A 23470-nucleotide genomic window follows, 5' to 3' on the forward strand; every position below is an offset into this window, starting at 1 on the left:
GCTGTTTGCCTCGGTGCAATCTTTGAATAACCAGCTGGCTAATTTACGTCTTAGCCAAGACTATTTCGATTACATCGTCATTGATGAGGTTCACCATATTGCGGCGGCCAGTTATCGCGGTCTGCTCGCCGCCTTTGAACCTCACATTCTGTTGGGATTAACCGCAACGCCAGAGCGCCATGATGGCGGTGATATTCTTGCCGACTTTTGTGGTGTCATCGCAGCAGAAATCCGCTTGCCCGAGGCCATCAATCGTCGCCATCTCTGTCCATTCCAATATTTTGGTATCGATGATGATACTGACTTGCACCAAGTGACTTGGAAAAATGGCCGTTATGACATCACTGAGCTCACCAATATCTATACCCACAATCAGCAGCGGGTACAGAAGATAGTCCAGAGCCTCAATGAGATCGTCACCGATATTACCAAGATCAAAGCACTGGCATTTTGTGTGAGCCGTGAACATGCCGACTTTATGTGCAAAGCATTTTTATTGAAGGGCATCAAGGCTGACATCCTCACCAGCGATAACCGAGACGAGCGACATAGTAAGCAACAAGATTTGCGTACCGGCGTTATCAATATTCTCTGCGTGGTGGACATCTTCAACGAAGGGGTTGATATCCCGGAAGTCGATACCTTGCTGTTTTTACGACCAACGGAAAGCCTCACCATCTTCTTGCAGCAATTGGGGCGCGGCCTGCGACTGGCGAGCGATAAAGAGTGCTGCACCGTATTGGACTTTGTTGGGAATGCCCGTGCTGAGTATGACTTTGCCCAGAAGTTCCGGGCACTGGTGGGTAAAACCAATAAAGCGATCAGCCACGAGATCAAACAGGGCTTCCCTCACGCCCCCTTGGGCTGCCGTATCGAGCTCTCAAAACAGACCCAAGAGTTAATTCTGAGCAATATCAAAAAGGCGACTCTCAATACCTCGCGCCTCATGGGCCTGATCCGCCGTTTCTCACAGGATTGCGATTTACCACTGACACTGACGAATTTTTTGAAGTTCTACCCTCATATCAGCCTTGAGGAGGTCTACAAGCGCGGCAATTGGAGCGCCTTGGTCAAACAGGCCCACAACCATACCATTTCTGAAATGAGCGATGAGAAGCTGTCGACCCTCTACACCCGGGCCATCAAAACCCGGCTATTGGGCTGCGATGCGCTCCATTACTTGAACTTCTTACAAACCTTGGTGGAAAGCGCCTTTACCTTAACGGCTGAGCACGATGAGCGGATGGCCTTGATGTGCCATTACGACTTCTGGCAACAAAGCGGCCCCAACGCAGGCTTTAGCTCCTTGGCGCACAGCCTGAAACAACTCAATCAACCAGAGTTAAGGGCCGAGCTGGCAGATCTGTTGCCCATGCTGATCAACCGGGTGCAGCACGAACAAAGAGCCATGCCAGATCTTCCCGGCAATCCACTACAACTGCATGCCCGTTATGCCAGAGAGCAGGTGCTGGTTGGCTTTGGGGCAACCACCTTCACGCAACAGCCCACGGCTCGCGAAGGGGTCTATGTCATCGCAGAGCACAATATCGAGTTGCTGTTCGTGACCTTGAACAAAACGGAGCAGCACTTCTCCCCCACCACCCGTTATCACGACTACGCCATCAATGAGTCGCTGTTCCATTGGCAGAGCCAAAACAGCGCTCGCCCAGAGCGAGGTAAGGGGCTGAGTTACATAAACCACAGAGCAGAAGGTAAGCGTTTGTTTCTGTTCGTTCGTGAGCAGAGCAAAGATGAATTTGGCCGCACCCTTGGCTTTGTGAACTTCGGTGAGGTGGAGTACATCTCCCACAGCGGTAGCCAACCGATGAACATAAAATGGCGTCTCACTACTCCGATGCCGCCTTTTATGTGGAAAGAAGCGGCCAAATTGGCAGTTGGCTGAGCGACCCATCACAACAAGGCCCACCCACGGCGGGCCGCCTTCGTGTGGTCAGCAGGCAATCCGCTCGATGCGACCGCCACTGAGTTTGAAGAAGGCATCCTGCGGCAGCTCCTGCAGCCAGGTGGTGGTGTAGTCCAGATCCACATAGGCGCCGCGCAGCATGGCGCCAAAGAGACCGTGAGAAACCACGATGGCCTGCTCGGCAATCTGCTCGTCCTCAAGCCATTGCCGGGCCCGGCCTTGAATGCTCTCAAAACTCTCGCCATGGGGGGCCCGCAGATACCAGTCCGGCTCCTCCAGATCCAGCTCGGGGTGGGCCGCCAGCAGCTCGGGCACCCGGCGACTCTCCCACTCCCCCATCCCCAGCTCCACCAGCCGCTCGTCCCAGATGATGCGCCCCTGGTCCAAGCCAAGCTGCTGACACACCCGCTCCGCCGTCTGCCGTGCCCGGCCGAGGGGGCTGGCGTAGATCGTCCAGTCGGTGGGCTCGGCCAGGAGCTTGGCCAGACGGGCCCCCATGGCGAGGGCCTGGGCTTCTCCCCTGGGGGTCAGCTCGGAGTTGCAACGCCCCTGCAACCGCAATTCGGCGTTGTAACGGGTCTGGCCGTGGCGCAGCAAATAGAGGGTTCGAGACATGGCTTCTCCAGCAGAGTCAACGAGATAAGAAAAACAGGGGGAAGATGATAACAGATGTACCGGGTCAACCAAGACCCGGAGGATGCAGGCTTGTGCTGACTCCTTGAGCGCATGGCCTGCGGCTATCGTGAAAGGACGACAGGGGGTGCGCGCCTTTATCGCACAGGCGCCTTGTGCGCATACCACACGCCTTCGCCACGGGCCCGCCAGCGCCGTGGCAAGCGCCCCATGCTCCCCTATCTTGTTGTTCGGACGGAATAAAATGGGGATGTGCCGGTTTATCGGTCACAGGATGGCGGCCAAAGCCAGAAAAGACAGAGTTTTTGCTCTGATCCGGGGGCCATTTTGGTACGTATCTCTGGCTCACGACAGGGACGCCTGGTGTACAATCTGCCACCCGATTTCCCCTGACCCGGCCCAGGCTCAGGCCCTGATGTACCCCAGAGTAAATGAACGTGACCCCAACCCACCCCATGCTCGACAGTTATTACAGCCAGGATCTGGTGTTCTTCTCCATCCTGGTGGCGGTGCTCGCCTCCTACACGGCGCTGACCATGACCAGCCGGGTGAGCCAGAGCCGGGGACGGGCCGCCGTGCTCTGGCTAGCGGGGGGAGCCTTCGCCATGGGGCTCGGCATCTGGTCCATGCATTTTATCGGCATGCTCGCCTTCAACCTGCCCATCGCGCTGGGATACGATCTGACCCTCACCGGTCTCTCCCTGGTGGCGGCCATCGGCTCCTCGGCCTTTGCGCTCTGGCTGGTGAGTCGTCCCCAGCTCCCCTGGCACCAGATCCTGTTCGGGGCCGTACTGATGGGTGCCGGCATCGCCACCATGCACTACATCGGCATGGCGGCCATGAAGATAGCGCCCGGCATCCACTACCTGCCTGGGCTTTTCATCCTCTCCATCCTCATCGCGGTATTCGCCTCGGGTGCCGCACTCTGGATAGCGTTTCGCCTGCGCAACAGCTCGCCCCGCGCCTTCTTCAGCAAGGCCCTCGCCTCCCTGGTGATGGGGGCCGCCATCATCGGCATGCACTACACCGGCATGGCGGCGGCCCAGTTCCCCACAGAGAGCCTGTGCGGCGCCCTCTATACCGGGCTCAATACCCAGTGGCTGGCGACCGTGGTCATCATAGTGACCCTGGCGGTGTTCGCCATCGCCCTGGTGCTCTCCATGCTGGACGCCCACGCCGCGCGCCTCTCGACCTCATTGCACCAGGCCCACGACGAGCTGCTCAAGCTGGCGCTCCACGACAGCCTGACCCGGCTGCCCAACCGGCTGCTGTTCGCCGACCGGCTGGAGCAGCGCATCCAGGAGTGCCAGCACAGCCAGCGCAGCTTCTCCCTGCTGTTTCTCGATCTCGACGGCTTCAAGATCATCAACGATGCCCACGGCCACCACACCGGGGATCTGCTGCTGGCCGAGGTGGCCCAGCGCATCACCGGCCTGCTCGGTGCCAGCGACACCGCCTCGCGCTTTGGCGGGGACGAGTTCGTGCTGGCCCTGGCGCCGGGGGACGTGAGCCAGACCACGGCCTTCGCCGAGCGGCTGCTGGCCACCCTGGCCCAGCCCTATGAGTGGGAGCACCACAGCCTGCACATCACCGCCAGCATCGGCATTGCCGTCTATCCCCAGGATGGCACCAACCTGCACGAGCTGACCCTCAACGCCGATGCCGCCATGTATTACGCCAAGGAGCAGGGGCGCAACGACTACTACTACTTCGACAGCGCCATGAACGCCAACGCCCACCAGCAGTTCCTGCTGCACAAGGAGCTGCAACACGCCCTGGAGCGGGGGGAGCTGGCCCTGCACTACCAGCCCAAATACTGTGCCCGCAGCGGCCAGGTGGTCGGCGCCGAGGCCCTGCTGCGCTGGCAGCACCCGATGCATGGTGCCGTCTCGCCGGCCAGCTTCCTGCCGCTGGCGGAGAAGAGCAGGCTCATCATCCCCATCGGCAACTGGGTCATCGACGAGGCGTGCCGCCAGATGAGCGCCTGGCGGGCGGCGGGTCATCACAACTGGAGTGTGGCGGTCAATCTCTCCACCATCCAGCTCGCCAGCCCCGGGCTGCTGGAGGAGGTGCAGGGCGCCCTCGCCCGCCATCGGCTCGAGGCCCGTCACCTGACCCTGGAGATCACCGAATCCACCGCCATGCAGAAGGCCGAGGAGAGCCTCGCCATCCTCAACCGTCTGGCCGAGCTCGGCCTTGGCATCTCCATCGACGACTTCGGCACCGGCTACTCCAGCCTGCTCTACCTCAAGCGCTTCCCCGCCAACGAGCTCAAGATTGACCGGGGCTTTGTCACCACCCTGGAGCGGGGGGGCGATGATGCCACCATCATCGCCGCCATCATCGCCCTGGGTCAGGCCCTGGAGATGCGCATCGTGGCAGAGGGGGTGGAAACCCCGGAGCAGCGCGACCTGCTGACCGAGCTGGGCTGCGACACCTTGCAGGGCTACCTGCTCGGACGCCCCATGACCGGGGAGCAACTGCTTGTCCACTGCGCTCCCGAGACTCCCCAACGGGTGCTGGAAGGTGTGCTTGCCTGACAAGCAGGTGAGGCGCTGCGCCCGTGTCGCCAGGGTCATCACCAGCCCGATTGCGTCCCTTCACGACTCAAGGTAGTCTGCTGCAAGACTCGAATGCCCCTTTATCTTGCCGGGCGCATCGAGCGCCCCCATGGCAGATCACCCGTTCAGAGGAGCCACATCCATGGCCAGATACCAGTTCTTCAGCGTCCCCGCCTCCCGCCGTCAGCAATATACCTATGTCGACATGGCCTCCCCCACCTTCCTCACGGAGAAGGAGGCGCTGCTGACACAAGGGTTCGAGGTGGAAGAGGATTTCATCGACGCGGCCACTCCCCGCGAGGCGGTTGAGAAGTACAGATCCGGCTTTCTCTACGTGGCGGACGAGATAGGCAAGTCAGACGAGGCCTATGCGGCGGCAACGGCCTTGCTGGAGATGGGCAATAAGATCCTGGGCCGCAAGGCGGGCTGAGCAAGGCGGGCCGCCGGGACGATACCCCCGATGGCCCGCAGGCAGTCAGCGTTGGGGGTGCTGGCGGAGCATCTCCACCAGCTCCTCTTCACTGCCGGGTTCATGGGCAAGCTGCAGGCTGGGGGCGGCGCCCCCCATCAGCATATAAACGTGAGTGCTGCAGTGATCGTAGTGATACCACTTACCGTCGATACAGACGTCGGTATAGCATCTCGGGTCCCTCTTGAGTTCCATACGCACATCCTTATGTGTCATTCACCAACATCACTCTTGACCGTAAAATAAGGGACCTAAGTCCCCCTTGACCTGGATCAAGGGTGGTGACGGGCAGAAGCGGGCAGTGGCCGGATCTGGCCGGGGCGGGATGCCGCCAGCCAGGGTGACCGAGCCCGCCAACCGGCCCCAGCCAGGCAACAGCACAACAAAAACGGCGCCCGAAGGCGCCGTTTTTCATGTCCGTCATTTGACCGACGGGGAACAAGCCGCTGGCTTATTCGTCTTCCAGGTAGGCGTAGCCTTGCAGACCCAGCTCCAGCTCGTCGAGCAGGGCCTTGCGGGTCTCGTCGTCCAGCGCCGGGTGGGAGACGATGCGCTGGTAGTTCTCGCGGATCACGGACGGGTCGATGTTGACGTAACGCAGCAGCTGGTCGACGGTGTCGCCACGCACCACGTTGCGGATGTCCATCTTGCCTTCTTCATCCAGCCACACTTCCGCGCAGTGGGTGTCACCGAACAGGTTGTGCAGATCCCCCAGGATCTCCTGATAGGCACCCACCAGGAAGAAGCCGACATGGCACTCTTCGCCTTCACCGTAGACCGGCATCGGCAGGGTGCTCTCTACCCCCAGACCGTCGACGTAGTGCTCCACCTGACCATCGGAGTCGCAGGTGATGTCCATCAGGATGCCGCGGCGGGTGAGAGGACGATCAAGACCGGCCAGTGGCATCACCGGGAACACCTGACCGATACCCCAGGCATCCGGCAGGGACTGGAACAGGGAGAAGTTGGCAAAGCACTTGTCCGCCAGTTTCTCGGAGAGCTCGTCGGCCAGGGCGCGGTGGTTGCGGTTGACCGGGTTCAGCAGCTCCTTGAGCGCCAGACAGGTGTTCTGGTGCAGCATCTCGGCCCAGGCGCGTTGCTCCAGATTCAAGAGACCCATGGTGTACTGCGCGTTGACGTCACCGAGATCCGCCACGGAGTCGTGGAAGATCTCCAGCAGGGAGGGATCTTCCCCGCGCAGGTCCAGCCACCCTTTCCACATGTTCTGCAAGATGGTGGGCGCGTCTTCGTCCGGGGCGCTGATGTCGTTCACCTCCACCCCTTCGGCACCAATGATGTTGGTGACCAGCACGGCGTGGTGTGCAGTCAGGGCACGGCCGGACTCGCTGATGATGGTGGGGTGCGGCAGGTCGAACTCGCGGCAGACATCGCCGATGCCCCAGACCACGTTGTTGGCGTACTCGGAGAGGCTGTAGTTCGCGGAGCAGTGGCTCTGGGAACGGGTGCCCTCGTAGTCCACACCCAGGCCGCCGCCCACGTCCACCACCTCGACCTTGGCACCAAGACGGCACAGCTCGGCGTAGAAGCGGCCGCACTCGCGGATGCCGCCCTGGATGTCGCGGATGTTGGCGATCTGGGAGCCCAGGTGGAAGTGCAGCAGTTGCAGGCAATCCAGCTTGCCGAGGCTGCGCAGACGCTCCACCAGCGCCAGGATCTGGGAGGCAGAGAGACCGAACTTGGACATGGAACCGCCGCTCGATTCCCACATGCCGGAGCCGGTGGACGCCAGACGGGCGCGCACCCCGATGTTGGGCTTGATGTTGAGACGAGCTGACTCGTCCAGCACCATTTCCAGCTCGGAGGGCTTCTCCACCACGATGTAGACCTTGTGGCCCATCAGGTTGCCCAGGAGGGCGTGGCGGATGTATTCGCGGTCCTTGTAACCGTTGCAGACGATCACGGACCCTTGCTCATGATGATGGGACAGCACGGCCAGCAACTCGGGCTTGGAGCCCGCTTCCAGCCCAAGCCTCGGCTTGTCGCTGTAGGACTGACTGATGGTCTCGATGACGCGGCGCTGCTGGTTTACCTTGATCGGGTAAACGCACAGGTAATCCCCTTCATAGCCTGACTTTTCGATGGCCTGACCGAAGGCGTTGAACAGCGCATCGACCCGGCTCTTGAGGATGTCGGGGAAACGCAGCAACACCGGCGTGGTCAGCCCGGACTGGCGCAGTTGCTCGATGGCCTCGGACAGCACGATCTGAGCCTCGGGGCGAGACTTGTCGGGAGAGACGGTCACATGACCGGCGTCATTGATATTGAAAAAACCCGCCCCCCAGTAGGGAACGTTGTAGACCTTCAAGGAGTCCTTGCTGGACCAGTTAGTCATGGGCTATGCCTCGCAAATGAGCGGCCGTGGGCCGCCTTCGTTACCCTCAATCACATCCAGACCATTGATTGCAAAATGCGGCAAGCCAGAGCGGCCTGCTGACGTTGGACCCGCAACGGAGCATGCTCCGCCACATCCTGTTCATTGCACATCGCGGCAAGCCAAGGCTGCCTGGTGGATCTTGGGAAGTAACGAGTCTTGATGTGGGGCTGGTGGCTTTACATCAAGCTCAACGGTATGCGGTAACACCTTGCCGGCGTACCGCGGTACTTTGATGACAATCGGCATCAGCCACGCCGTTTGTTCATCATTCGGCAGCCATCCCGACGGACAGGAGAGGGTTTCAAGGAAGAGAAGGGAAGACGTCAGCACGCATCGTGTTGATGGACGACAACCACTACGACCCGCTCAACGCCAGTGACCGCCCATGACAAGGGAGATGATGAGCCCGAAGCCCACTCGGTCAGCTGAAAGATGAGAGTCCGTTGTTCTCCCTGATACCGGAGCCTAACCGGTATTAAAGAAACCATTCCCCAGCAGTGTCTGTCGTTTCTGCGTGCCTCGCCCTATAGGCGTCATGATCCTGCGGGTCTGGCGGACACGGCCTGCGCAGGGTTGCCCTCGGATCGGCGCGGAGTGTACACACTTACCACAGCCAGTGACAATAAAAAATCGTGTTAAAAAACGGGTTTTCATCAGGGGGCAAAATCTCGCTGCCAGCAAGGCGGGCTCTGGGATGGCGGGGGATGAGAGTGCGTGGGCGAGGCGATGAAAATAACCAACACGTCACGCTTTTTGGGTCACCCCTTGCCAGCGCTGGGCCGAGGGGAAATTCAGCTTTTTCGCAATTGCTTAACCAGTTTTTATTTTGGAATTTTTATGCAAGGTGCCGAGCGATGATCCCTGCCCCTCCCCCTCGATGGCCCTCCTCTCCCCCATAAAGTCATCAAAAACTGCGCTGACGCAATAAGCGGCGCCGCCGTCTTGGCCACAATGACTCCTCTTTCGTGACCCGAGGCTTGCCCATGAACACCCTGCTTTCGCGCTTTCTCCACTACCTCACCTTTCATACCCGTTCCGATGCGACCAATCCTGCCTGCCCCAGCAGCGAGGGACAGCGCCTCTTCGCCCGGGCCCTGTGCGACGAAATGACGCAGATGGGGCTGAGCCAGGTCACCCTGGACGAGCATGGCTACCTCACAGCCTGCCTGCCGGGCAACCAGCCGGATGCCCCCGCCATCGGGCTCATCGCCCACATGGACACCGCCGATTACGAGGCCGAGTGCGTCGTTCCCCAGATAGTCGAGAACTATCAGGGGGGCGATATCTGCCTTGGCAAGGGGGACGAGGTGCTGGCCATCCGCCAGTACCGCTTCCTGAAAAACTACCTGGGGCAGGATCTCATCACCACCGACGGCACCACCCTGCTGGGGGCCGACGACAAGGCGGGCATCGCCGAGATCCTCACCGCCGTGGAATACCTGCAGGCTCACCCCGAGATCCACCGTGGCGATGTCTGGGTCGGCTTTACCCCGGACGAGGAGATAGGGCGCGGTGCCGACCGCTTCCCGCTGGACCGCTTCCCGGCCAAGTGGGCCTACACGGTGGATGGCGGCGAGCTCGGCGAGCTCGAATGCGAGAACTTCAACGCCGCCAGCGCCACGGTGCGCATCACAGGCAACAACGTCCACCCCGGCACCGCCAAGGGCAGCATGATCAACAGCCAGACCCTGGCCGCCCGCTTCCATGCCGCCATGCCCGCCGAACAGACCCCGGAGTGCACCCAGGGGTATGAGGGCTTCTTCCACCTGGCCCGGATGGAGGGCACGGTGGAGGAGACCACCCTGCACTACCTCATCCGCGACTTCGACGATGACTGCTTCGCCGCCCGCAAGGCCCAGCTCAAGGAGCGGGTCGCCTCCCTTCAGCTGGACGCCCCCAAGGCGCGCATCACCCTGGAGATAGCGGACAACTACCGCAACATGCGCAGCCAGATAGCACCCCATCCCCACATCGTCGAGCTGGCCAAAGCCGCCATGGAGGCCGCCGACGTGGTGCCCAAGATCAAACCCATTCGCGGCGGCACCGACGGCGCCCGGCTCTCCTTCATGGGGCTGCCCTGCCCGAACCTGTTCACCGGCGGCCACAACTTCCACGGCAAGCACGAGTTCATCCCCCTGCAATCCATGGAAAAAGCGGTCGCTACCCTGGTGGCACTGGTGCGCCTCACCTCTGCCTGGCGGGTAGAGTAAGGGAGCAAGGACGGGGCTCGCCCCGTCATCAAACCGTCACCCAACCGACACACGAAAGGCACGCAGGGGCGTCAAGCTGGGGCAAAGTTCAGCGGAGCCTTGCCCATGTTCGACGTCGATACCCTGTTGGGGCAACACCTGCCCCGCCTCGCCAGCCAGCCTCTCCTCCGTCCCCTGATGAGGCAGGGGCTGAGCTGGTTGCTGCATGAGGAGGCCTTCACCCGCTTTGCCGCGCGCCATCCCCACCTGCGCGGTCTGGACTTCGTCGAGCAGGCCCTCACCGAGCTCCACTTCGACTACCGGGTGAGCGAGGCCGAGCTCGAGCACATTCCCGCCAGCGGCCGGGTCATTCTTGTCGCCAATCACCCCATCGGCTCCCTGGACGGGCTGGCCCTGCTGCGCCTCATCGGGCGCATCCGCCCCGACGTCAAAATAGTGGCCAACCAGGTGCTGGCCCAGCTCGCACCGCTGCGCCCTTTGCTGCTGCCGGTGGACAACCTGGGGGGCAAGACCGACAGGCAGGCCATCCTCGCCATGAACGAACACCTTGCCGCCGACGGGGCCCTGGTTATCTTCCCCGCAGGCGAGGTCTCCCGCCTCGGCCCCAAGGGGGTGAAGGATGGCCCCTGGCAGGCTGGCTTCATCAAGCTGGCCCAACGCACCCGAACGCCCCTGGTGCCCATTCACCTGGGAGGGCGCAACAGCCTCTGGTTCTATCTCGCCTCCTGGCTCAACAAGCCCGCCTCCGCCCTGCTGCTGGTACACCAGCTGTTTCGCCAGCAGGGGCAGACGCTGCCGGTGACCATAGGGGCGCGCATTCCCCTTGCCAGTTTTCAGGAGCTGCCGGCCAAGACGGCGGCCCGGCTGGTGCGCGGCCACCTCTACCGAATCGCTCGGGGCAAGGCGGGACGGTTGCAGACCGAGGCCCCCATCGCCCTGCCGGAGGATCGCCGCCTGCTGAAACAGGCCATCGACGGGTGCGAGCTGCTCGGCCAGACCCCGGACGGCCAGCGCATCCTGCTCTATCGTCGCCACGAGCAGAGCCACTCGGTGATCCTGCGCGAGCTGGGGCGCCTGCGGGAGATCGCCTTTCGGGCGGTGGGGGAAGGCTCGGGCAAGCGGCGGGATCTCGATGCCTTCGACGATGACTATCACCATCTCATCCTCTGGGATCCCGCCCGCCTCGACATCATCGGTGCCTACCGTTTCGCCCCGGTGGCCGAACGGCTGGCCAGCAAGGGGCTGGATGGCCTCTACAGCCACACCCTGTTCGGCTTCGAAGAGAAGCTGCTGCCCCGGCTGGAACAGGCCATCGAGCTTGGCCGCAGCTTCATCCAGCCCGCCTACTGGGGCAAGCGGGGGCTCGATTACCTCTGGTTCGGCATCGGGGCCTATCTGGCCCGCTATCCCCAATACCGCTACCTGTTCGGGCCAGTCACCCTCTCCGGCAGCTTGCCGCCGGCGGCCAAGGATCTGCTGGTGAGCTTCTATCGCCAGCACTTCGCCCCCGCCCTTGCCCTCGCCCCTTCCCGCCGCCCCTATCCCGCCACGCCGACGCTGTTCGAGGGGCGCGATTACGGGGACGACCTCAAGGTGCTCAAGGCCGGGCTAGACAACCTGGGCTGCGCCATTCCCACCCTCTACAAGCAGTACGCCGAGCTGTGCGAGCCGGGGGGCGTGCAGTTCATGGACTTTGGCATCGACCCGGACTTCAACCACTGCATCGACGGCCTGGTGTGGGTGGACGTGAGCCGCATCAAGCCCCACAAGCGGGCCCGCTATATTGGCCTCCCCGCCGGGGAAGGGCTGGCCACCTCTGGCGACCGTTGACCGGGGGCAGCAATGAAAGAGGGAGGCCTGCGCCTCCCTCTTTCACATCATGGGTGATGCCGCCTACTCGGCTGCGGGTTTGCGATCCGCATGACCGAGATCCCGCTCCGGGGCGATGACATCCCGCACCCGCTGCTTGATCTCCTTGGCCTCGGGGAAGCCCTCGTCGGCCACCCTGTCCCACACCAGCACCCCGTCCACCAGGATGCGAAACTCCCCCTTGCTGGCGGGCACCAGGGCCACCTCTCCCAGTTCGCCGTCGAAGGTGGAGAGCAGCTCCTGGGCGAGCCAGGCGGCCCGCAGCATCCAGCGGCAGAGGGTGCAGTAACGGATTTCGATGCGCGGTTTCGCGAGGGGCAAATGGGTGTCTGTCATGGGGTGACTCCGTGAAAATCGGTCAACCAGTGGCGAGCGATGCGCTGCATGGTGGCCTGGGGCAGTTCGTGAAGGCCCGGGGAGGATGCCTGATGGGCCAGTTGGTGCACCCCTTCGATGATCTCCGCCAGCACCAGGTAGACATATTCGCCGATGACGGCGCCGTGGACGAAGTTGACCGCCTCCCCCCGGTTGAGCAAAAAGATGGTGCTGCCGTCCGGCCGGGTCAGGGCCAGCACATGGGGACACACCTCCTCGCTCGGCCAGGGCAGCTGGGCGAGGCTGAAGGCGAATTCGTCGTCGGCGGAGGTGACCGAGGCCAGCATGGCGCCGGGGCGCAGGGCCTGCAGATCGGTGATGTCGAGGGAGCCGTTGCCGGTGGAGCAGATCACCAGCTCGGCGCGGCCCAGGGCCTCGGCCTTGTTCACCAGCTTGAAGCCGTGGGAGAGCGCCTCCACCTGGCGCAGGGCATCCGTCTCCACCAGCTCCAGATGCAGGTTGCGACAGCGCAGTTCCCGGGCGATGCTGCGCCCCACCTTGCCATAGCCGAACAGGGCTGCCTGGCAGACATTGAAGGTACGCCTCAGGGTACGCGCGAGGGACTCCGCGGAGTAGACCACGCTCAGGCCGATCTGGATATCTTCCGCCTGCTTGAGGGGGCTGCGGGCCACCGAGATGACGGGGGCCGCCAGGGACTCCTGTTCGTAGCGCTGATGGCCGTTCTCGGTCATCTCCACCACCCCGATGAAGCGTGCGCCAAAGTGCTCGGCCAGTACCGCCTGGCTCTTGGCGAAGTAGCCGCCGATGTCGAGGATGATGAGCCGCTCGTGGGACATCACCAGGGGGGCAATCTGGGCGATCACCTCACCGGGATCCGAGGTCCAGTGGCGATTGAGGGGCAGCACGGGGTAGTGCTGCTGGGCCCAGGCCAGCGTCGGCCCGTGCACGGACTTGGGTTTGGGCAGGATGGCACCGACCCGGCCCACCCGATCGAGCACCTGGATGAAGTCGGGTCTGTCGGGAAGCAGGTGGGTCACCAGCAGGATGCAGAGATCCCCAAGACATCCCTGTTCGGTGAAATGGCGAAAAAACAGATGCTCAGATCCCTGACTGTGCAACTGTGGCCTCCTTAGCGTGCCGCGGGAAAGCAGGCAAACAGAACCCGGCATAGCCGGGTTCTGTGTGTATCCAGATAATTGAAAATCCTTTTTATCCGAAAGCACCATGGGTCTCAATCTTTATCTGTCCAGACTTTGACAAGCCCATCAATTTCTAAGGTAATAGCCTGTTTTTCATGCAGAAATCAGTAAAGTGACGCCTCTGGCCATACCCACCACAGACTCACTCCGACACCGACGGCCGCCACCAGGATCAAGACCCCCCAGCGAGAGAGTCCCGGGCGCCCGTGCAGGGCACGTTCCAGCAGCGGCAACAGCCAGACCGGCAGCAGCACCAGCAGGGGCACTTCCACGTACTGCCAGGCGAGCATCTGCACGAAGGCGAGTGAAAGCCCCAGGGCAGCCGGGGTCACCTTGACCCCTGCAAAGGCGCCGAGCAGGGCACGGAATCCGGCAAACGCGGCCAGGGCCCCCGTCAGCTGGGCGATGAGCAGGCTGCCATCGATGCCGATGACCAGCGCCAGCCAGATGAAGGCCAGGGCGAAGCCGAGCCCCTCCTCGCTGTCACCACGCCAGCTCGTCCAGCCAGACCAGAGGATGGCGGGCAGCAGGGCCAGCCAGATCCCGGGCTCGCTCGCCAGCACGGAGGCCAGCCCCTGCCACCACACCAGGGCGCCCAGCACCCCGAACAGCGCAAGGGCGATCCCCTTGTTGGTACCCTGGATCAGAGCGGGTACCAGCAGGGTCAGCGGCAGCCACTGCCACGCCTTGACCGGCAGGCCATAGGCACCGCCCAGCAGGCAGCCTACCAGCCAGATCCCCAGGGCGCCCCACAGATAGCCCAGCCGCGGCCAGCGCCACGACAGCAAAGCGGCCCCTAAAGGAGCCGCCAGGGTTTGAAGCAGGAGTGCTGCGCCCATTACTTGCGCACGCCTTCAACGAACAGGTTGATGGTCATCTCGTCAGGGATGTTCGGCACCATGTAGTTCACGCCGAACTCGCTGCGCTTGATGGTGGTGGTGGCGTTGAAGCCGCTGCGGTAGCCGCCCCAGGGATCCTTGCCTTCGCCGATGTGGACCAGGTCGAAGGCCACGTCCTTGGACACGCCGTGCAGGGTCAGGGTGCCCTTGAGCACGCCCTTGTCCTTGGTGCCTTCATAGCCGGTGCTGACGAAGGTCATCTTGGGGTACTGCTTCACGTCCAGGAAGTCGGGGCTGCGCAGGTGCTTGTCGCGGGCCTCGTGGTTGGAATCCACGCTGGCGGCATCGATTTCGAAGTTCGCCTTGGCCGCCGCCGGGTTGGCGTCGTCCATGCTGAAGGTGCCACTGAAGGTGTTGAACCGGCCGACCAGTTCGGAGAAGCCGAGGTGGCCCACCTTGAACTGGACTGTGGTGTGCGCTGCATCGACATCGTAATCGGCAGCCATCAGGGGAGCCGCCATAAACAGGCAGGAGGCCAGCAGGGCCTTGGTCATTTTCATTCCGATCGTTCCTTCATTGGGGGTTCACAACGGTGTCCAAAATGCTAACCTCCTATCGAGAATAGATAATCATCGATTTATTAAAATAATTATCAACCGAGAGTGGAATATGGATCAGATAGCCGCCATGCGCACCTTCATCAAGGTGGTGGAGTGCCAGAGCTTCACCAAGGCCGCCCATCAGCTCGGGATCTCGGTCGCCATGACCTCCAAGCTGATGCAGCAGCTCGAGGAGTCCCTCTCCACCCGGCTGCTGTCGCGCACCACCCGCCAGGTCAATCCCACCGAGGCGGGCCAGTTCTACTACCAGCGCTCCCTGGCCCTGCTGGCGGAGCTGGAAGAGACCCACAGCCAGCTCACCCACAACAACCAGCAGCCCCAGGGCACCCTCAAGCTCTCGGTGCCCATGGATTTCGGCTACCTGCACCTCTCCCCCGCCCTGCCGCTGTTTCGCGAGCGCTACCCGGACTTGAAGCTAGAGATTGAGTACAGCGACCGGCGGGTGGCCCTGGTGGAGGAGGGGTTCGATCTGGCCCTGCGCATCGGCAACCTGCCGGACTCCTCCCTGGTGGCCAAGCCGCTCGCCATGATGAAGATGGTGGTGTGCGCCAGCCCCGACTACCTGGCCCGCCGGGGCAGGCCGAAGACCCCGGAGGATCTCAAGCAGCACGACTGCCTCATCTACACCCTGACCCAGCCGGACTGGGTCTTCAAACGGGATGGGGAGGAGCACAGCATTCGCCCCCAGGGACCCCTTCGCGCCAACAACGGGGTGGCCCTGACCCGGGCCGCCTGCGACCACCAGGGCATCATCTTGCAGCCCACCTTCATCGTGGGGGATGCGCTGCGCTCGGGGGCGCTGGTCCCCTTGTTGCTGGAGTGGGAGAAGGGGCAGGTGGGGCTCTATGCCCTCTATCCGCACCGCCGTTTCGTGTCGGCCAAGGTGCGCTGCTTCATCGAATTCGTGCAGGAGCGCTATCTGGCGCCCCACTACTGGGACAGGGAGACCTGAGCCCGGGCTCAGGGGGTGGGCATCAGCTCGGCCACCAGCAGGTGATCCTGCTGGCTCATCTGCCAGCGTGGCAGACGCTGGCGCAAGGCGGCGAGCTCGGCCTCCCCCAGCGCATAGGGCAGGGTGACGTGCAGGCAATGGCAATCCAGCATGGCCGCCAACTGCATCATCAGGGCGAGGTTTGCCTCGTCGCTCTTGTGCTTGTTGATGCGCTTGCCGAGCTCGTGGCGAAAGTGGGTCTCGGGATCCTGGGTCATCGCCTGCCAGCCGTAACCAAAGAGCGGAATGAAGGCGCTGACGATGCCAAGGGCGGTGAGGGGCCGTTTGGGCGGGTGATAGAGGGCGTTGAGATCCAGCAGGATGGGGCTTTGATGGGGCTCACGACTGCCGGATAAAATAGTATTGCTCATTGGATTACCCTGTTGATTCCTCTAGACTTCGCCGCATATTTGACCTGACATGCCAACGAGGTGCTGATGCTAAGCGATATCGAGATCTCCCGCCAGTCCCCCCGCCTGCCCATCGCCGAGGTGGCAGCACAGCTCGGCATAGCGGCCGCCCATCTCCACCCCCACGGCCATTACAAGGGCAAACTCGACCTCGCGCTGCTCCATCACGCCCCCGCCCGCGAGCCCGGCAAGCTGGTGCTGGTGAGCGCCATCACGCCCACCCCCCTTGGGGAGGGCAAGACAGTCACCACGATCGGCCTCTCCATGGGGCTCAACCACATCGGCCAGCCCAGCATCGCCACCATTCGCCAACCGAGCCTCGGCCCCGTCTTCGGGGTCAAGGGGGGCGCCGCCGGAGGCGGCATGGCCCAGGTGGTGCCGATGGAGGAGATGAACCTGCACCTCACCGGGGATTTTCACGCCCTCACCGCCGCCCACAACCTGGCCTCTGCCGCCCTCGATGCCCGCCTGTTCCATGAACGCAAACTCGGTGACCAGTTCAGCGCCAGAACCGGTCTGGCGCGGCTCGATATCGACCCGGCCAACATCCTCTGGCCCCGCACCCTGGACATGAACGACCGGGCGCTTCGCCACCTCACCCTCGGCCAGGGCGGCGCTGCCGATGGTGTCGAGCGCCCCGATCGCTTCGTCATCACCGCCGCCTCCGAGCTGATGGCCATTCTGGCCCTGGCCAGGGATCTCAAGGACTTGCGCGCGCGTATCGGCCGCATCCAGCTCGCCCTCGACCTGCGCGGCCAGCCCATCACCGCCGAGCAGCTGGAAGTGGCGGGGGCCATAACGGTGCTGCTCAAAGACGCCCTCAAGCCCACCCTGATGCAGACCACGGAGCAGACCCCTGTGCTGGTCCACGCCGGCCCCTTTGCCAACATCGCCCACGGCAACTCCTCCGTCATCGCCGATCGCATGGCGCTGGGTCTTGCCGACTACGTGGTGACCGAGGCGGGTTTTGGCTCCGACATGGGGCTGGAGAAGTTCTTCAACATCAAGTATCGCCAATCCGGCCTCGCCCCCGCCTGCGTGGTGCTGGTGGCTACGGTGCGCGGCCTCAAGGCCAACAGCGGCCTGCTCGACATCCGGCCGGGCCAGCCGCTGCCGGCCAGCCTGCAAGGGGAAGATCTGCCCACCCTGACAGCGGGGTGCGCCAACCTCGCCTGGCATATTCACAACGCCCGCCGTTACGGGGTGCCCGTGGTGGTCGCCATCAACCGCTTCCCCACCGACAGCGACGCCGAGCTGGCCCTGCTGGAGGAGGCGGCGCGCCAGGCCGGTGCCTGTGGGGTCGCCCTCTCCCGGGCCTTCACTGACGGTGGCGCGGGCGCGGCGGATCTGGCTCACGCCGTGGTGGCGGCCTGCAAGCAGCCCAGTGAGGTCAGGCTGCTCTACCCCGATGAGATGAGCCTTGTCGCCAAGCTCGCCACCCTGGTGGAGTGCGGCTATGGTGGCCGGGGCGTCACCCTCTCGGACAAGGCGCGCCAGCAACTGGCCAGACTCTCGGCAGAGGGCCAGGATCACCTGCCCGTCTGCATGGCCAAGACGCCGCTCTCCATCAGCCATGACCCGGCCAGGAAGGGCGTGCCGACGGACTTCGAGGTCCCCATCGAGGAGGTGAAACTCTGCGCGGGGGCAGGCTTCGTCTATGCCCTGGCAGGCCCCATCATGACCATGCCGGGCCTGGGCAGCCTGCCGGCCTATCGCCATATCGACATCGACGATGACGGGGAGATTGTCGGCCTGAGCTGACGTGCAGGCTGGCAGTCTGCCGTCCCTGAACACCATATGGACATCGACGATGACGGGGAGATTGTCGGCCTGAGCTGACGGCGCCCAGGTCCAGCCAGAAACAACAAGGCCCCGCCGATTGGCGGGGCCTTGTTATGCGTATCAGAACGCCATCAGTAGTGGAAGCGCCCCAGCTTGTTCATGACCGTCTCGGTCAACCCGTGCATCTGCCGGCTCTGGGCATCCTGCTCCCGGGCCACCCGGGTGGAGGCGCTCGCCAGCTCGTGGATGTTGCTGACGTTCTGGTTAATCTCCTCGCTCACCTTGGATTGCTGCTCGGCGGCGCTCGCAATCTGGGTCGCCATGTCCTGGATACGGTCGGCGGCCTGCACTATGGTCGCCAGCTCGCTTACCGCCTGCTCGGCATCACGCAGCGCCAGGCTGCTCAACTGGCGCCCCTCTGTCATGGTGTCGACTGCGGCACGCGTGGTATCCCGCAGCCTGTCTATCATCTGCTGGATCTCCTGGGTCGAGGCCCGGGTCTTGGAGGCCAGGGTACGCACCTCGTCGGCCACCACGGCGAAACCGCGACCATGTTCACCGGCCCGTGCCGCCTCGATGGCTGCGTTTAGCGCCAGCAGGTTGGTCTGCTCAGAGATGGTCCGGATCACATCCAGGATGCTGCCAATCTGCACCCCCTGCTGCTGCAAGGCGGTGATCCTGTCCGACACCTCGCTGACCTGGGCACTCAACTGGCGGATGCCGTTGGCAGAGGCGCTCACCACCTGCTGACCCTTGTGCACCGCATGACGGGTCTCATCCACCGCCTGGGCCGTGATCTGGGCGCTGCTGGAGACGGAGTCTGCGGTTGATGACATTTCATGGATGGCCGTGGCCACCAGCTCGACCTGCTCCAGCTGGTGATGGCTGTTCGCCAGCCCCTGCTGGGCCTGCCTGGCCGAGTTCACCGCCGCCTGCTGCAACTCGTGCACGCTGGTGGCGGTGTCGGTCACTATGCCCTGCACGGTCGCGACGAACTGGTTGATCCCCTCCGCCAGCACCCCGGTCTCATCGCGCCGGTGCTGGGTCAGCCGCTGGGTCAGATCCCCTCCGGCGCTGGAGAGACGCACCACCATGCGAGCCGTCTCCTGCACCGGCCGGGAGATGGACCCTGCCGCGAAAGCGAGTCCGACCAGACCTATACCCGCCACCAGGATGCCCACCATCAGCTGGGTCCAGACCCCCTTGCCAAAGGCCTCGGCACGGGCTTGCGCCATCCGCTCGTACTCGGCATAGAGGGCGCTGCCCGGCACCTCGATGGCGATCCCCCAGGCCTGTGTGACCTTGTTGAGGCTGATGGGTGCGAAGACCCTCAAGCCATCGGCATGCTCGTCGCTGCCCCTCTCGCCGCGTTGCAACTGGGCCAGCAAGGATGGATCCTGCAAGCGCTGCCCTACCCCGTCGCCATCGCGGGAGTCGGCGGCGATGATGCCCATGGGGCTGATGATGCGCACCCTGCCCTGCCCGTCGAATACCCGTCGGCTGATGTCAGCGGCCAGCCGTTGCAGGTAGTTGAGGGAGTAGTCGATGCCCACCATGCCGAGGTATTGATCCCCGTTCAGCACAGGCACCACGAAGGAGGTGAGCAGGGTGGGCTGACCGTTGACCTGGTAGACGGAGGGGTCGACGGCGCAGCTTGCCTTGCTCTCCTGCGGGCAGAGATACCACTCGGAGGCCCGGATCCCGGTCGCGCTCGGCGTCTTGCTGTAGAAATCCCCCAGGGGTTTGAGGTCAAAACCGGCCGGGCCGCGGCTCCAGTAGGGGGCGAAGTTGCCCGATGCCTGGCTATGCCGGCCATCACCGGTATGGAGCGCATCCTGACCGTCGAAACGATCCGCCTCCCAGCCACTGTAGATGCTGAGGAAATCCGGGTTGCGATCCCCTATGTCCTTGAGCAGGGCCGTGACCTCGTCCCGATCGAGAGGCTCGGACTGATGGACATTGCCCGCCAGCAGTGCCGCCAGGGTTTCGGCCGCATCCAGCGCCAGTTCGAAGGAGCGTGCCACCTCGCTCGCCTGACCATCCGCCAGGGTCAGCAGCCACTGCCTGGCCTGCTGGCGGGCCGCGTCGTGGCTCTCCTGCTGGATCTTCTCCTGCATGCTGGCCAGGGAAACATAGCTGTAACCCACCACGCTGAGGACGGTGGTCAGCAGGATGCAACCCGCAAAGAACATGACTTGATACTTGATGGAACGGAACATGACGGATGGTGGGTCTCTTGAGCCAAAACAGGGGCATTATACGGGCTCGCAAACAGGTCGCAAACGGCCCTGCATGAAATTAATCGCCGATTTGTGAGCGAAGTCGAACATCCGGCCTGTCATCCCCCCATCCGGTAGGTGACGGGGCAGGCGGGCCGGTTGAAACGGGCACAGGGAGGGCGATGACAAACAACAAGGCCCCGCCGATTGGCGGGGCCTTCTGCGCTGTGCCGGGTGGCAGCAAGACTCAGAGGGTGAAGCGCTGGGTCATATGGTGCAGGGTATTGGCCAGCTTGCTCAGCTCGACACAGGCCTGGGCGGTCTGCTGCGCCCCCTGGGCATTCTCGTCGGCGGCGGTGTGGATCTTGACGATGCTGCGATTGAGCTCCTCGGTGACCGCGTTCTGCTGCTCGGTGGCGGTGGCGATCAGGGTGTTCATGTCGGTGATCTGGGTGACGGCACCGTTGATGCTGTCGATGCTGCTCCCCGCCTCCCGCGCCAGCTCCACGCTCTCCTGCATCTGCTGACGGCTCAGTTGCATGGCGCTGCCCGCCTCGGCGGTACGCTCCTGCAACACCTCGATCATCTTGCTGATTTCGGCGGTGGACGCCTGGGTGCGCTGGGCCAGACTGCGCACCTCGTCTGCCACCACCGCAAAGCCACGCCCCTGCTCGCCGGCTCGGGCCGCTTCGATGGCCGCATTGAGGGCCAGCAGGTTGGTCTGCTCGGCGATGCCGCGAATCACGTCCAGCACCATGCTGATGCTGGCGCTGTCGGTCTCAAGTTGCTGCACCACGCTCCCGGCCTGCTCTATCTGGCGGGAAACCTGCTCTATGCTGCCGATGGCGCTGCGCACCACCTGGTTGCCCTGGGTGGAGGTGCGGGAAGCCTGCTTGGCCGCCCCCATGGCGTCCGTGGTGTTGCGAGCCACCTCATTGACGGTGGACTGCATCTCGTTCATGGCGGTGGCGACCTGAGAGACCTCTCCCTGCTGGCTTGCCATGCCTTTGGCGGACTGCTCGGAGATGGCGCTCACCTCCTCTACCGCGCTGCTGAGCTGGCTCACCGAGCCGGAGATTTCACTCACCAGCTCCGCCAGAGCCCCCTGCATCCGGTCGATGGCCGACCCCAGCTGGCCCAGCTCGTCGCGGTTGAAGCGGTTGCCGCGGATCCACTCCTGCAGCTCGCCCCGACCGAGATCGCCGCTCGCAATGCGCTGGGCCTGACGGGCCAGCATGATGAGCGGGTCACGGATCTGGCGGGTCAGCACCACGGAGAGGGCGACAACCAGGGCCAGGCCGATCACCAGGGCCAGGGTCACACTCAGCTTGGCGCTGTCAAAGGCGGCGATCACCTCGGCGCGGGAGCCCACGGAGTAGCCGTGGTTGATGCGGATGAGATCCCCCACCGACTTGCTCAGGGTGGTGTAGAGGGTGACCCCCTCCCCCATGAAGAGGTGCCGGGCTTCGGCCATCTGTCCCGAGTCCTGCATCTGCCGGATGCGCTGGTGCAGGGCGACATATCGCTCCCAGTCCGCCTTGACAATGTCAAAGGCGCGGCGCTCCTCCCGATCCTCCGCCCAGATGGTGCCATCGTGGGCCACTATCTGGCGCGCAGCCTCTTGCAGGCTCTTCTCGCTCTCGTTGCGATAGCGGGCCTTCTGCTGGGCATCGTCCGCCACCAGGAAGACATCCAGTTCGTAGCGGCGCAGGGCATTGATGGTCTCGCCGAGGGTGCTGGTGCGCACGACGGCGGGCAGGATACTGTCGGTAAAGCCGATGGCGGCGCGGTTCATCTTGCTGAATTCAAACAGCGAGAAGCCGCCGATAAAGGCCATCATCAGGCCGAGTACGGCAAAGCCGGCGGTAAGTTTTTTGCCTATCGTCATGGTGTTCATGGCATGTCCTGCATGGGGAAAACAAGTGGCATTGCTGGGCGCAGGCCTGGCCTGCGCCTTCACTACCCTCCTTGGCAGCACATATCGTCCCTGTCGGCGCGCACAAGGGCGGGCCCGGGGGTGTCGGCGTCAACCAGACCGTCCGACAACACGGAGAGCCATAGCGACCGGCACGGTCACAACTTTAGGTATTTTTCAAAAAAAGTGAGGGAAAGGAGACGGGGCCTGTCGGCGACAGGCCCCGGGAGCACTACCCTTTCAGACCACCGAGGAACTCGGCGCGGGTGTCGGGCTGGGTCTTGAAGACGCCGCCTAGGGAGGTGGTGGTGGTGTAGGAGGTGGAGTCCATCACGCCACGGGCCTTCACGCAGAAGTGGGTCGCCTTGATGCTGATGGCCACGTCCCTGGTGCCAAGCAGGGTCTGCAACGCCAGCAGGATCTGCTGGGTCAGCCGCTCCTGTACCTGGGGACGGCGGGCGAAGAACTGCACGATGCGGTTGATCTTCGACAGGCCAATCACCTTGCCGCGGGGAATGTAGGCCACGTGGGCAAAGCCGTCTATGGTGACGAAATGGTGCTCGCAGGTGCTGGTGAGGCTGATGTCCCGCACCATGATCATCTCGTCCACCTTCATCTTGTTCTCGATCACCGTCACCTTGGGGAAGGTGGCATAGTCGAGGCCGGAGAAGATCTCGTTCACGTACATCTTGGCAATGCGGTGCGGGGTCTCGGCCAGACTGTCGTCGGCCAGATCCAGTCCCAGCGTCTCCATGATGGCGCGCATATGACCTTCGATTTTTTCCTTTTTCTGCTGGCCGCTCAATTCATTGGCCACCAGAGGTGTCTCAAGGCCCTCGGCCTCGAGCGCCGCCCTGACCAACAGGGCTTCCTGGCTTAAGCTCGTCATCGTGTTTCTCTCCCACGCTCAGGGACTGTGCTGGCCTGCGGCATGGTGCCGCGGCGCAATCTTACAGGGCGATTATTGTCATAATTCTGTCTAACTCAAGCCCGGTGCCCGACTTTATGCCAAACCACCCCGTTTTGTCCGCACCGGCCTGCCCATTCGGGGGCAAGGCGCACGGCCGTGCCGCCTCTTCCCCACCTGCCATCCCGCGC

The 23470-nt window shown here is 63.2% G+C and carries 18 protein-coding genes; 7 read left to right on the top strand and 11 right to left on the bottom strand.

Going from position 1 to position 23470, the window contains the following annotated elements; all coding sequences use genetic code 11:
* A partial coding sequence (locus J9893_RS01860) for a DUF3427 domain-containing protein (protein ID WP_210621909.1) occupies positions 1 to 1903 on the top strand: 1903 nt, incomplete at its 5' end.
* Between the two features lie 48 nt (positions 1904 to 1951).
* On the opposite strand, the gene J9893_RS01865 is transcribed toward J9893_RS01860, so the two are convergent.
* Complete coding sequence (locus J9893_RS01865; RefSeq protein WP_210600205.1) at positions 1952 to 2539, bottom strand: histidine phosphatase family protein; 588 nt, start codon at positions 2537 to 2539, stop codon at positions 1952 to 1954.
* Positions 2540 to 2988: 449 nt separating this feature from the next.
* On the opposite strand from J9893_RS01865, the gene J9893_RS01870 reads away from it, so the two are divergent.
* Entirely contained in the window at positions 2989 to 5097 is a 2109-nt protein-coding gene (locus tag J9893_RS01870) for a bifunctional diguanylate cyclase/phosphodiesterase (protein ID WP_246875494.1), read from the top strand.
* Between the two features lie 163 nt (positions 5098 to 5260).
* Complete coding sequence (locus J9893_RS01875; protein WP_049636330.1) at positions 5261 to 5548, top strand: hypothetical protein; 288 nt, start codon at positions 5261 to 5263, stop codon at positions 5546 to 5548.
* Between the two features lie 45 nt (positions 5549 to 5593).
* On the opposite strand, the gene J9893_RS01880 is transcribed toward J9893_RS01875, so the two are convergent.
* Together J9893_RS01880 and speA are read right to left on the bottom strand one after the other, a co-directional pair.
* Positions 5594 to 5782, bottom strand: coding sequence for a hypothetical protein (locus J9893_RS01880; protein ID WP_010674183.1), 189 nt, complete (start codon positions 5780 to 5782; stop codon positions 5594 to 5596).
* A gap of 256 nt (positions 5783 to 6038) precedes the next feature.
* The gene (gene speA, locus J9893_RS01885) at positions 6039 to 7940 is read right to left on the bottom strand and encodes a biosynthetic arginine decarboxylase (protein ID WP_210600204.1); all 1902 of its coding nucleotides are present in this window, start codon (positions 7938 to 7940) and stop codon (positions 6039 to 6041) included.
* A gap of 1025 nt (positions 7941 to 8965) precedes the next feature.
* Between speA and pepT the strand changes: the two genes are divergently transcribed.
* Together pepT and J9893_RS01895 are read left to right on the top strand one after the other, a co-directional pair.
* The gene (pepT, locus tag J9893_RS01890) at positions 8966 to 10192 is read left to right on the top strand and encodes a peptidase T (protein ID WP_210600203.1); all 1227 of its coding nucleotides are present in this window, start codon (positions 8966 to 8968) and stop codon (positions 10190 to 10192) included.
* A 105-nt stretch (positions 10193 to 10297) separates the two neighbouring features.
* Positions 10298 to 12022, top strand: coding sequence for a GNAT family N-acyltransferase (locus tag J9893_RS01895; RefSeq protein WP_210600202.1), 1725 nt, complete (start codon positions 10298 to 10300; stop codon positions 12020 to 12022).
* Positions 12023 to 12085: 63 nt separating this feature from the next.
* Here the strand turns inward: J9893_RS01895 and J9893_RS01900 are convergent, their stop codons facing one another.
* From J9893_RS01900 to J9893_RS01915, 4 genes are all read right to left on the bottom strand, one after another.
* On the bottom strand, positions 12086 to 12397 hold the full coding sequence (locus J9893_RS01900) for a SelT/SelW/SelH family protein (protein ID WP_010674179.1): 312 nt from the start codon (positions 12395 to 12397) through the stop codon (positions 12086 to 12088).
* Positions 12394 to 13515: an adenosylhomocysteinase gene (locus J9893_RS01905; protein ID WP_210600201.1), complete on the bottom strand. Its 1122-nt coding sequence runs from the start codon at positions 13513 to 13515 to the stop codon at positions 12394 to 12396. Before J9893_RS01905 ends, J9893_RS01900 begins: the two co-directional genes overlap by 4 nt.
* Before the next feature lie 185 nt (positions 13516 to 13700).
* On the bottom strand, positions 13701 to 14435 hold the full coding sequence (locus J9893_RS01910; protein ID WP_210600200.1) for a hypothetical protein: 735 nt from the start codon (positions 14433 to 14435) through the stop codon (positions 13701 to 13703).
* Positions 14435 to 14995 (bottom strand): YceI family protein, encoded by a 561-nt coding sequence (locus J9893_RS01915; RefSeq protein WP_053288582.1) that lies wholly within the window; start codon positions 14993 to 14995, stop codon positions 14435 to 14437. Before J9893_RS01915 ends, J9893_RS01910 begins: the two co-directional genes overlap by 1 nt.
* A 109-nt stretch (positions 14996 to 15104) precedes the next feature.
* Between J9893_RS01915 and J9893_RS01920 the strand changes: the two genes are divergently transcribed.
* Positions 15105 to 16007, top strand: a complete 903-nt coding sequence (locus J9893_RS01920; RefSeq protein ID WP_039038856.1) for a LysR family transcriptional regulator — start codon at positions 15105 to 15107, stop codon at positions 16005 to 16007.
* Between the two features lie 8 nt (positions 16008 to 16015).
* On the opposite strand, the gene J9893_RS01925 is transcribed toward J9893_RS01920, so the two are convergent.
* Positions 16016 to 16417, bottom strand: coding sequence for a hypothetical protein (locus J9893_RS01925; RefSeq protein WP_010674174.1), 402 nt, complete (start codon positions 16415 to 16417; stop codon positions 16016 to 16018).
* A gap of 66 nt (positions 16418 to 16483) precedes the next feature.
* On the opposite strand from J9893_RS01925, the gene J9893_RS01930 reads away from it, so the two are divergent.
* Positions 16484 to 18217 carry a formate--tetrahydrofolate ligase gene (locus J9893_RS01930; protein ID WP_210600199.1) on the top strand — a complete coding sequence of 578 codons (1734 nt, stop codon included), beginning with the start codon at positions 16484 to 16486 and terminating at the stop codon, positions 18215 to 18217.
* A gap of 152 nt (positions 18218 to 18369) precedes the next feature.
* Here J9893_RS01930 and J9893_RS01935 read toward each other — a convergent pair whose 3' ends face one another.
* From J9893_RS01935 to folE, 3 genes are all read right to left on the bottom strand, one after another.
* Complete coding sequence (locus J9893_RS01935) at positions 18370 to 20457, bottom strand: methyl-accepting chemotaxis protein (protein ID WP_210600198.1); 2088 nt, start codon at positions 20455 to 20457, stop codon at positions 18370 to 18372.
* A gap of 247 nt (positions 20458 to 20704) precedes the next feature.
* Positions 20705 to 22354 carry a methyl-accepting chemotaxis protein gene (locus J9893_RS01940; RefSeq protein WP_043154240.1) on the bottom strand — a complete coding sequence of 550 codons (1650 nt, stop codon included), beginning with the start codon at positions 22352 to 22354 and terminating at the stop codon, positions 20705 to 20707.
* A 250-nt stretch (positions 22355 to 22604) separates the two neighbouring features.
* Complete coding sequence (folE, locus tag J9893_RS01945; protein ID WP_010674171.1) at positions 22605 to 23261, bottom strand: GTP cyclohydrolase I FolE; 657 nt, start codon at positions 23259 to 23261, stop codon at positions 22605 to 22607.
* Between the last annotated feature and the right edge of the window lie 209 nt (positions 23262 to 23470).

The organism is Aeromonas sp. MaB10011B (assembly GCF_017939325.1).
In the GTDB taxonomy this organism is placed as follows: domain Bacteria; phylum Pseudomonadota; class Gammaproteobacteria; order Enterobacterales; family Aeromonadaceae; genus Aeromonas; species Aeromonas caviae.

Excerpts from the sequence above, each read along its gene's own strand:
- J9893_RS01865 (WP_210600205.1), bottom strand. The coding sequence starts at position 2,539 with ATGTCTCGAACCCTCTATTTGCTGCGCCACGGCCAGACCCGTTACAAC.
- J9893_RS01870 (WP_246875494.1), top strand. The coding sequence starts at position 2,989 with ATGAACGTGACCCCAACCCACCCCATGCTCGACAGTTATTACAGCCAG.
- J9893_RS01875 (WP_049636330.1), top strand. The coding sequence starts at position 5,261 with ATGGCCAGATACCAGTTCTTCAGCGTCCCCGCCTCCCGCCGTCAGCAA.
- J9893_RS01880 (WP_010674183.1), bottom strand. The coding sequence starts at position 5,782 with ATGGAACTCAAGAGGGACCCGAGATGCTATACCGACGTCTGTATCGAC.
- speA (WP_210600204.1), bottom strand. The coding sequence starts at position 7,940 with ATGACTAACTGGTCCAGCAAGGACTCCTTGAAGGTCTACAACGTTCCC.
- pepT (WP_210600203.1), top strand. The coding sequence starts at position 8,966 with ATGAACACCCTGCTTTCGCGCTTTCTCCACTACCTCACCTTTCATACC.
- J9893_RS01895 (WP_210600202.1), top strand. The coding sequence starts at position 10,298 with ATGTTCGACGTCGATACCCTGTTGGGGCAACACCTGCCCCGCCTCGCC.
- J9893_RS01900 (WP_010674179.1), bottom strand. The coding sequence starts at position 12,397 with ATGACAGACACCCATTTGCCCCTCGCGAAACCGCGCATCGAAATCCGT.
- J9893_RS01910 (WP_210600200.1), bottom strand. The coding sequence starts at position 14,435 with ATGGGCGCAGCACTCCTGCTTCAAACCCTGGCGGCTCCTTTAGGGGCC.
- J9893_RS01915 (WP_053288582.1), bottom strand. The coding sequence starts at position 14,995 with ATGAAAATGACCAAGGCCCTGCTGGCCTCCTGCCTGTTTATGGCGGCT.
- J9893_RS01920 (WP_039038856.1), top strand. The coding sequence starts at position 15,105 with ATGGATCAGATAGCCGCCATGCGCACCTTCATCAAGGTGGTGGAGTGC.
- J9893_RS01925 (WP_010674174.1), bottom strand. The coding sequence starts at position 16,417 with ATGAGCAATACTATTTTATCCGGCAGTCGTGAGCCCCATCAAAGCCCC.
- J9893_RS01930 (WP_210600199.1), top strand. The coding sequence starts at position 16,484 with ATGCTAAGCGATATCGAGATCTCCCGCCAGTCCCCCCGCCTGCCCATC.
- J9893_RS01935 (WP_210600198.1), bottom strand. The coding sequence starts at position 20,457 with ATGTTCCGTTCCATCAAGTATCAAGTCATGTTCTTTGCGGGTTGCATC.
- J9893_RS01940 (WP_043154240.1), bottom strand. The coding sequence starts at position 22,354 with ATGAACACCATGACGATAGGCAAAAAACTTACCGCCGGCTTTGCCGTA.
- folE (WP_010674171.1), bottom strand. The coding sequence starts at position 23,261 with ATGACGAGCTTAAGCCAGGAAGCCCTGTTGGTCAGGGCGGCGCTCGAG.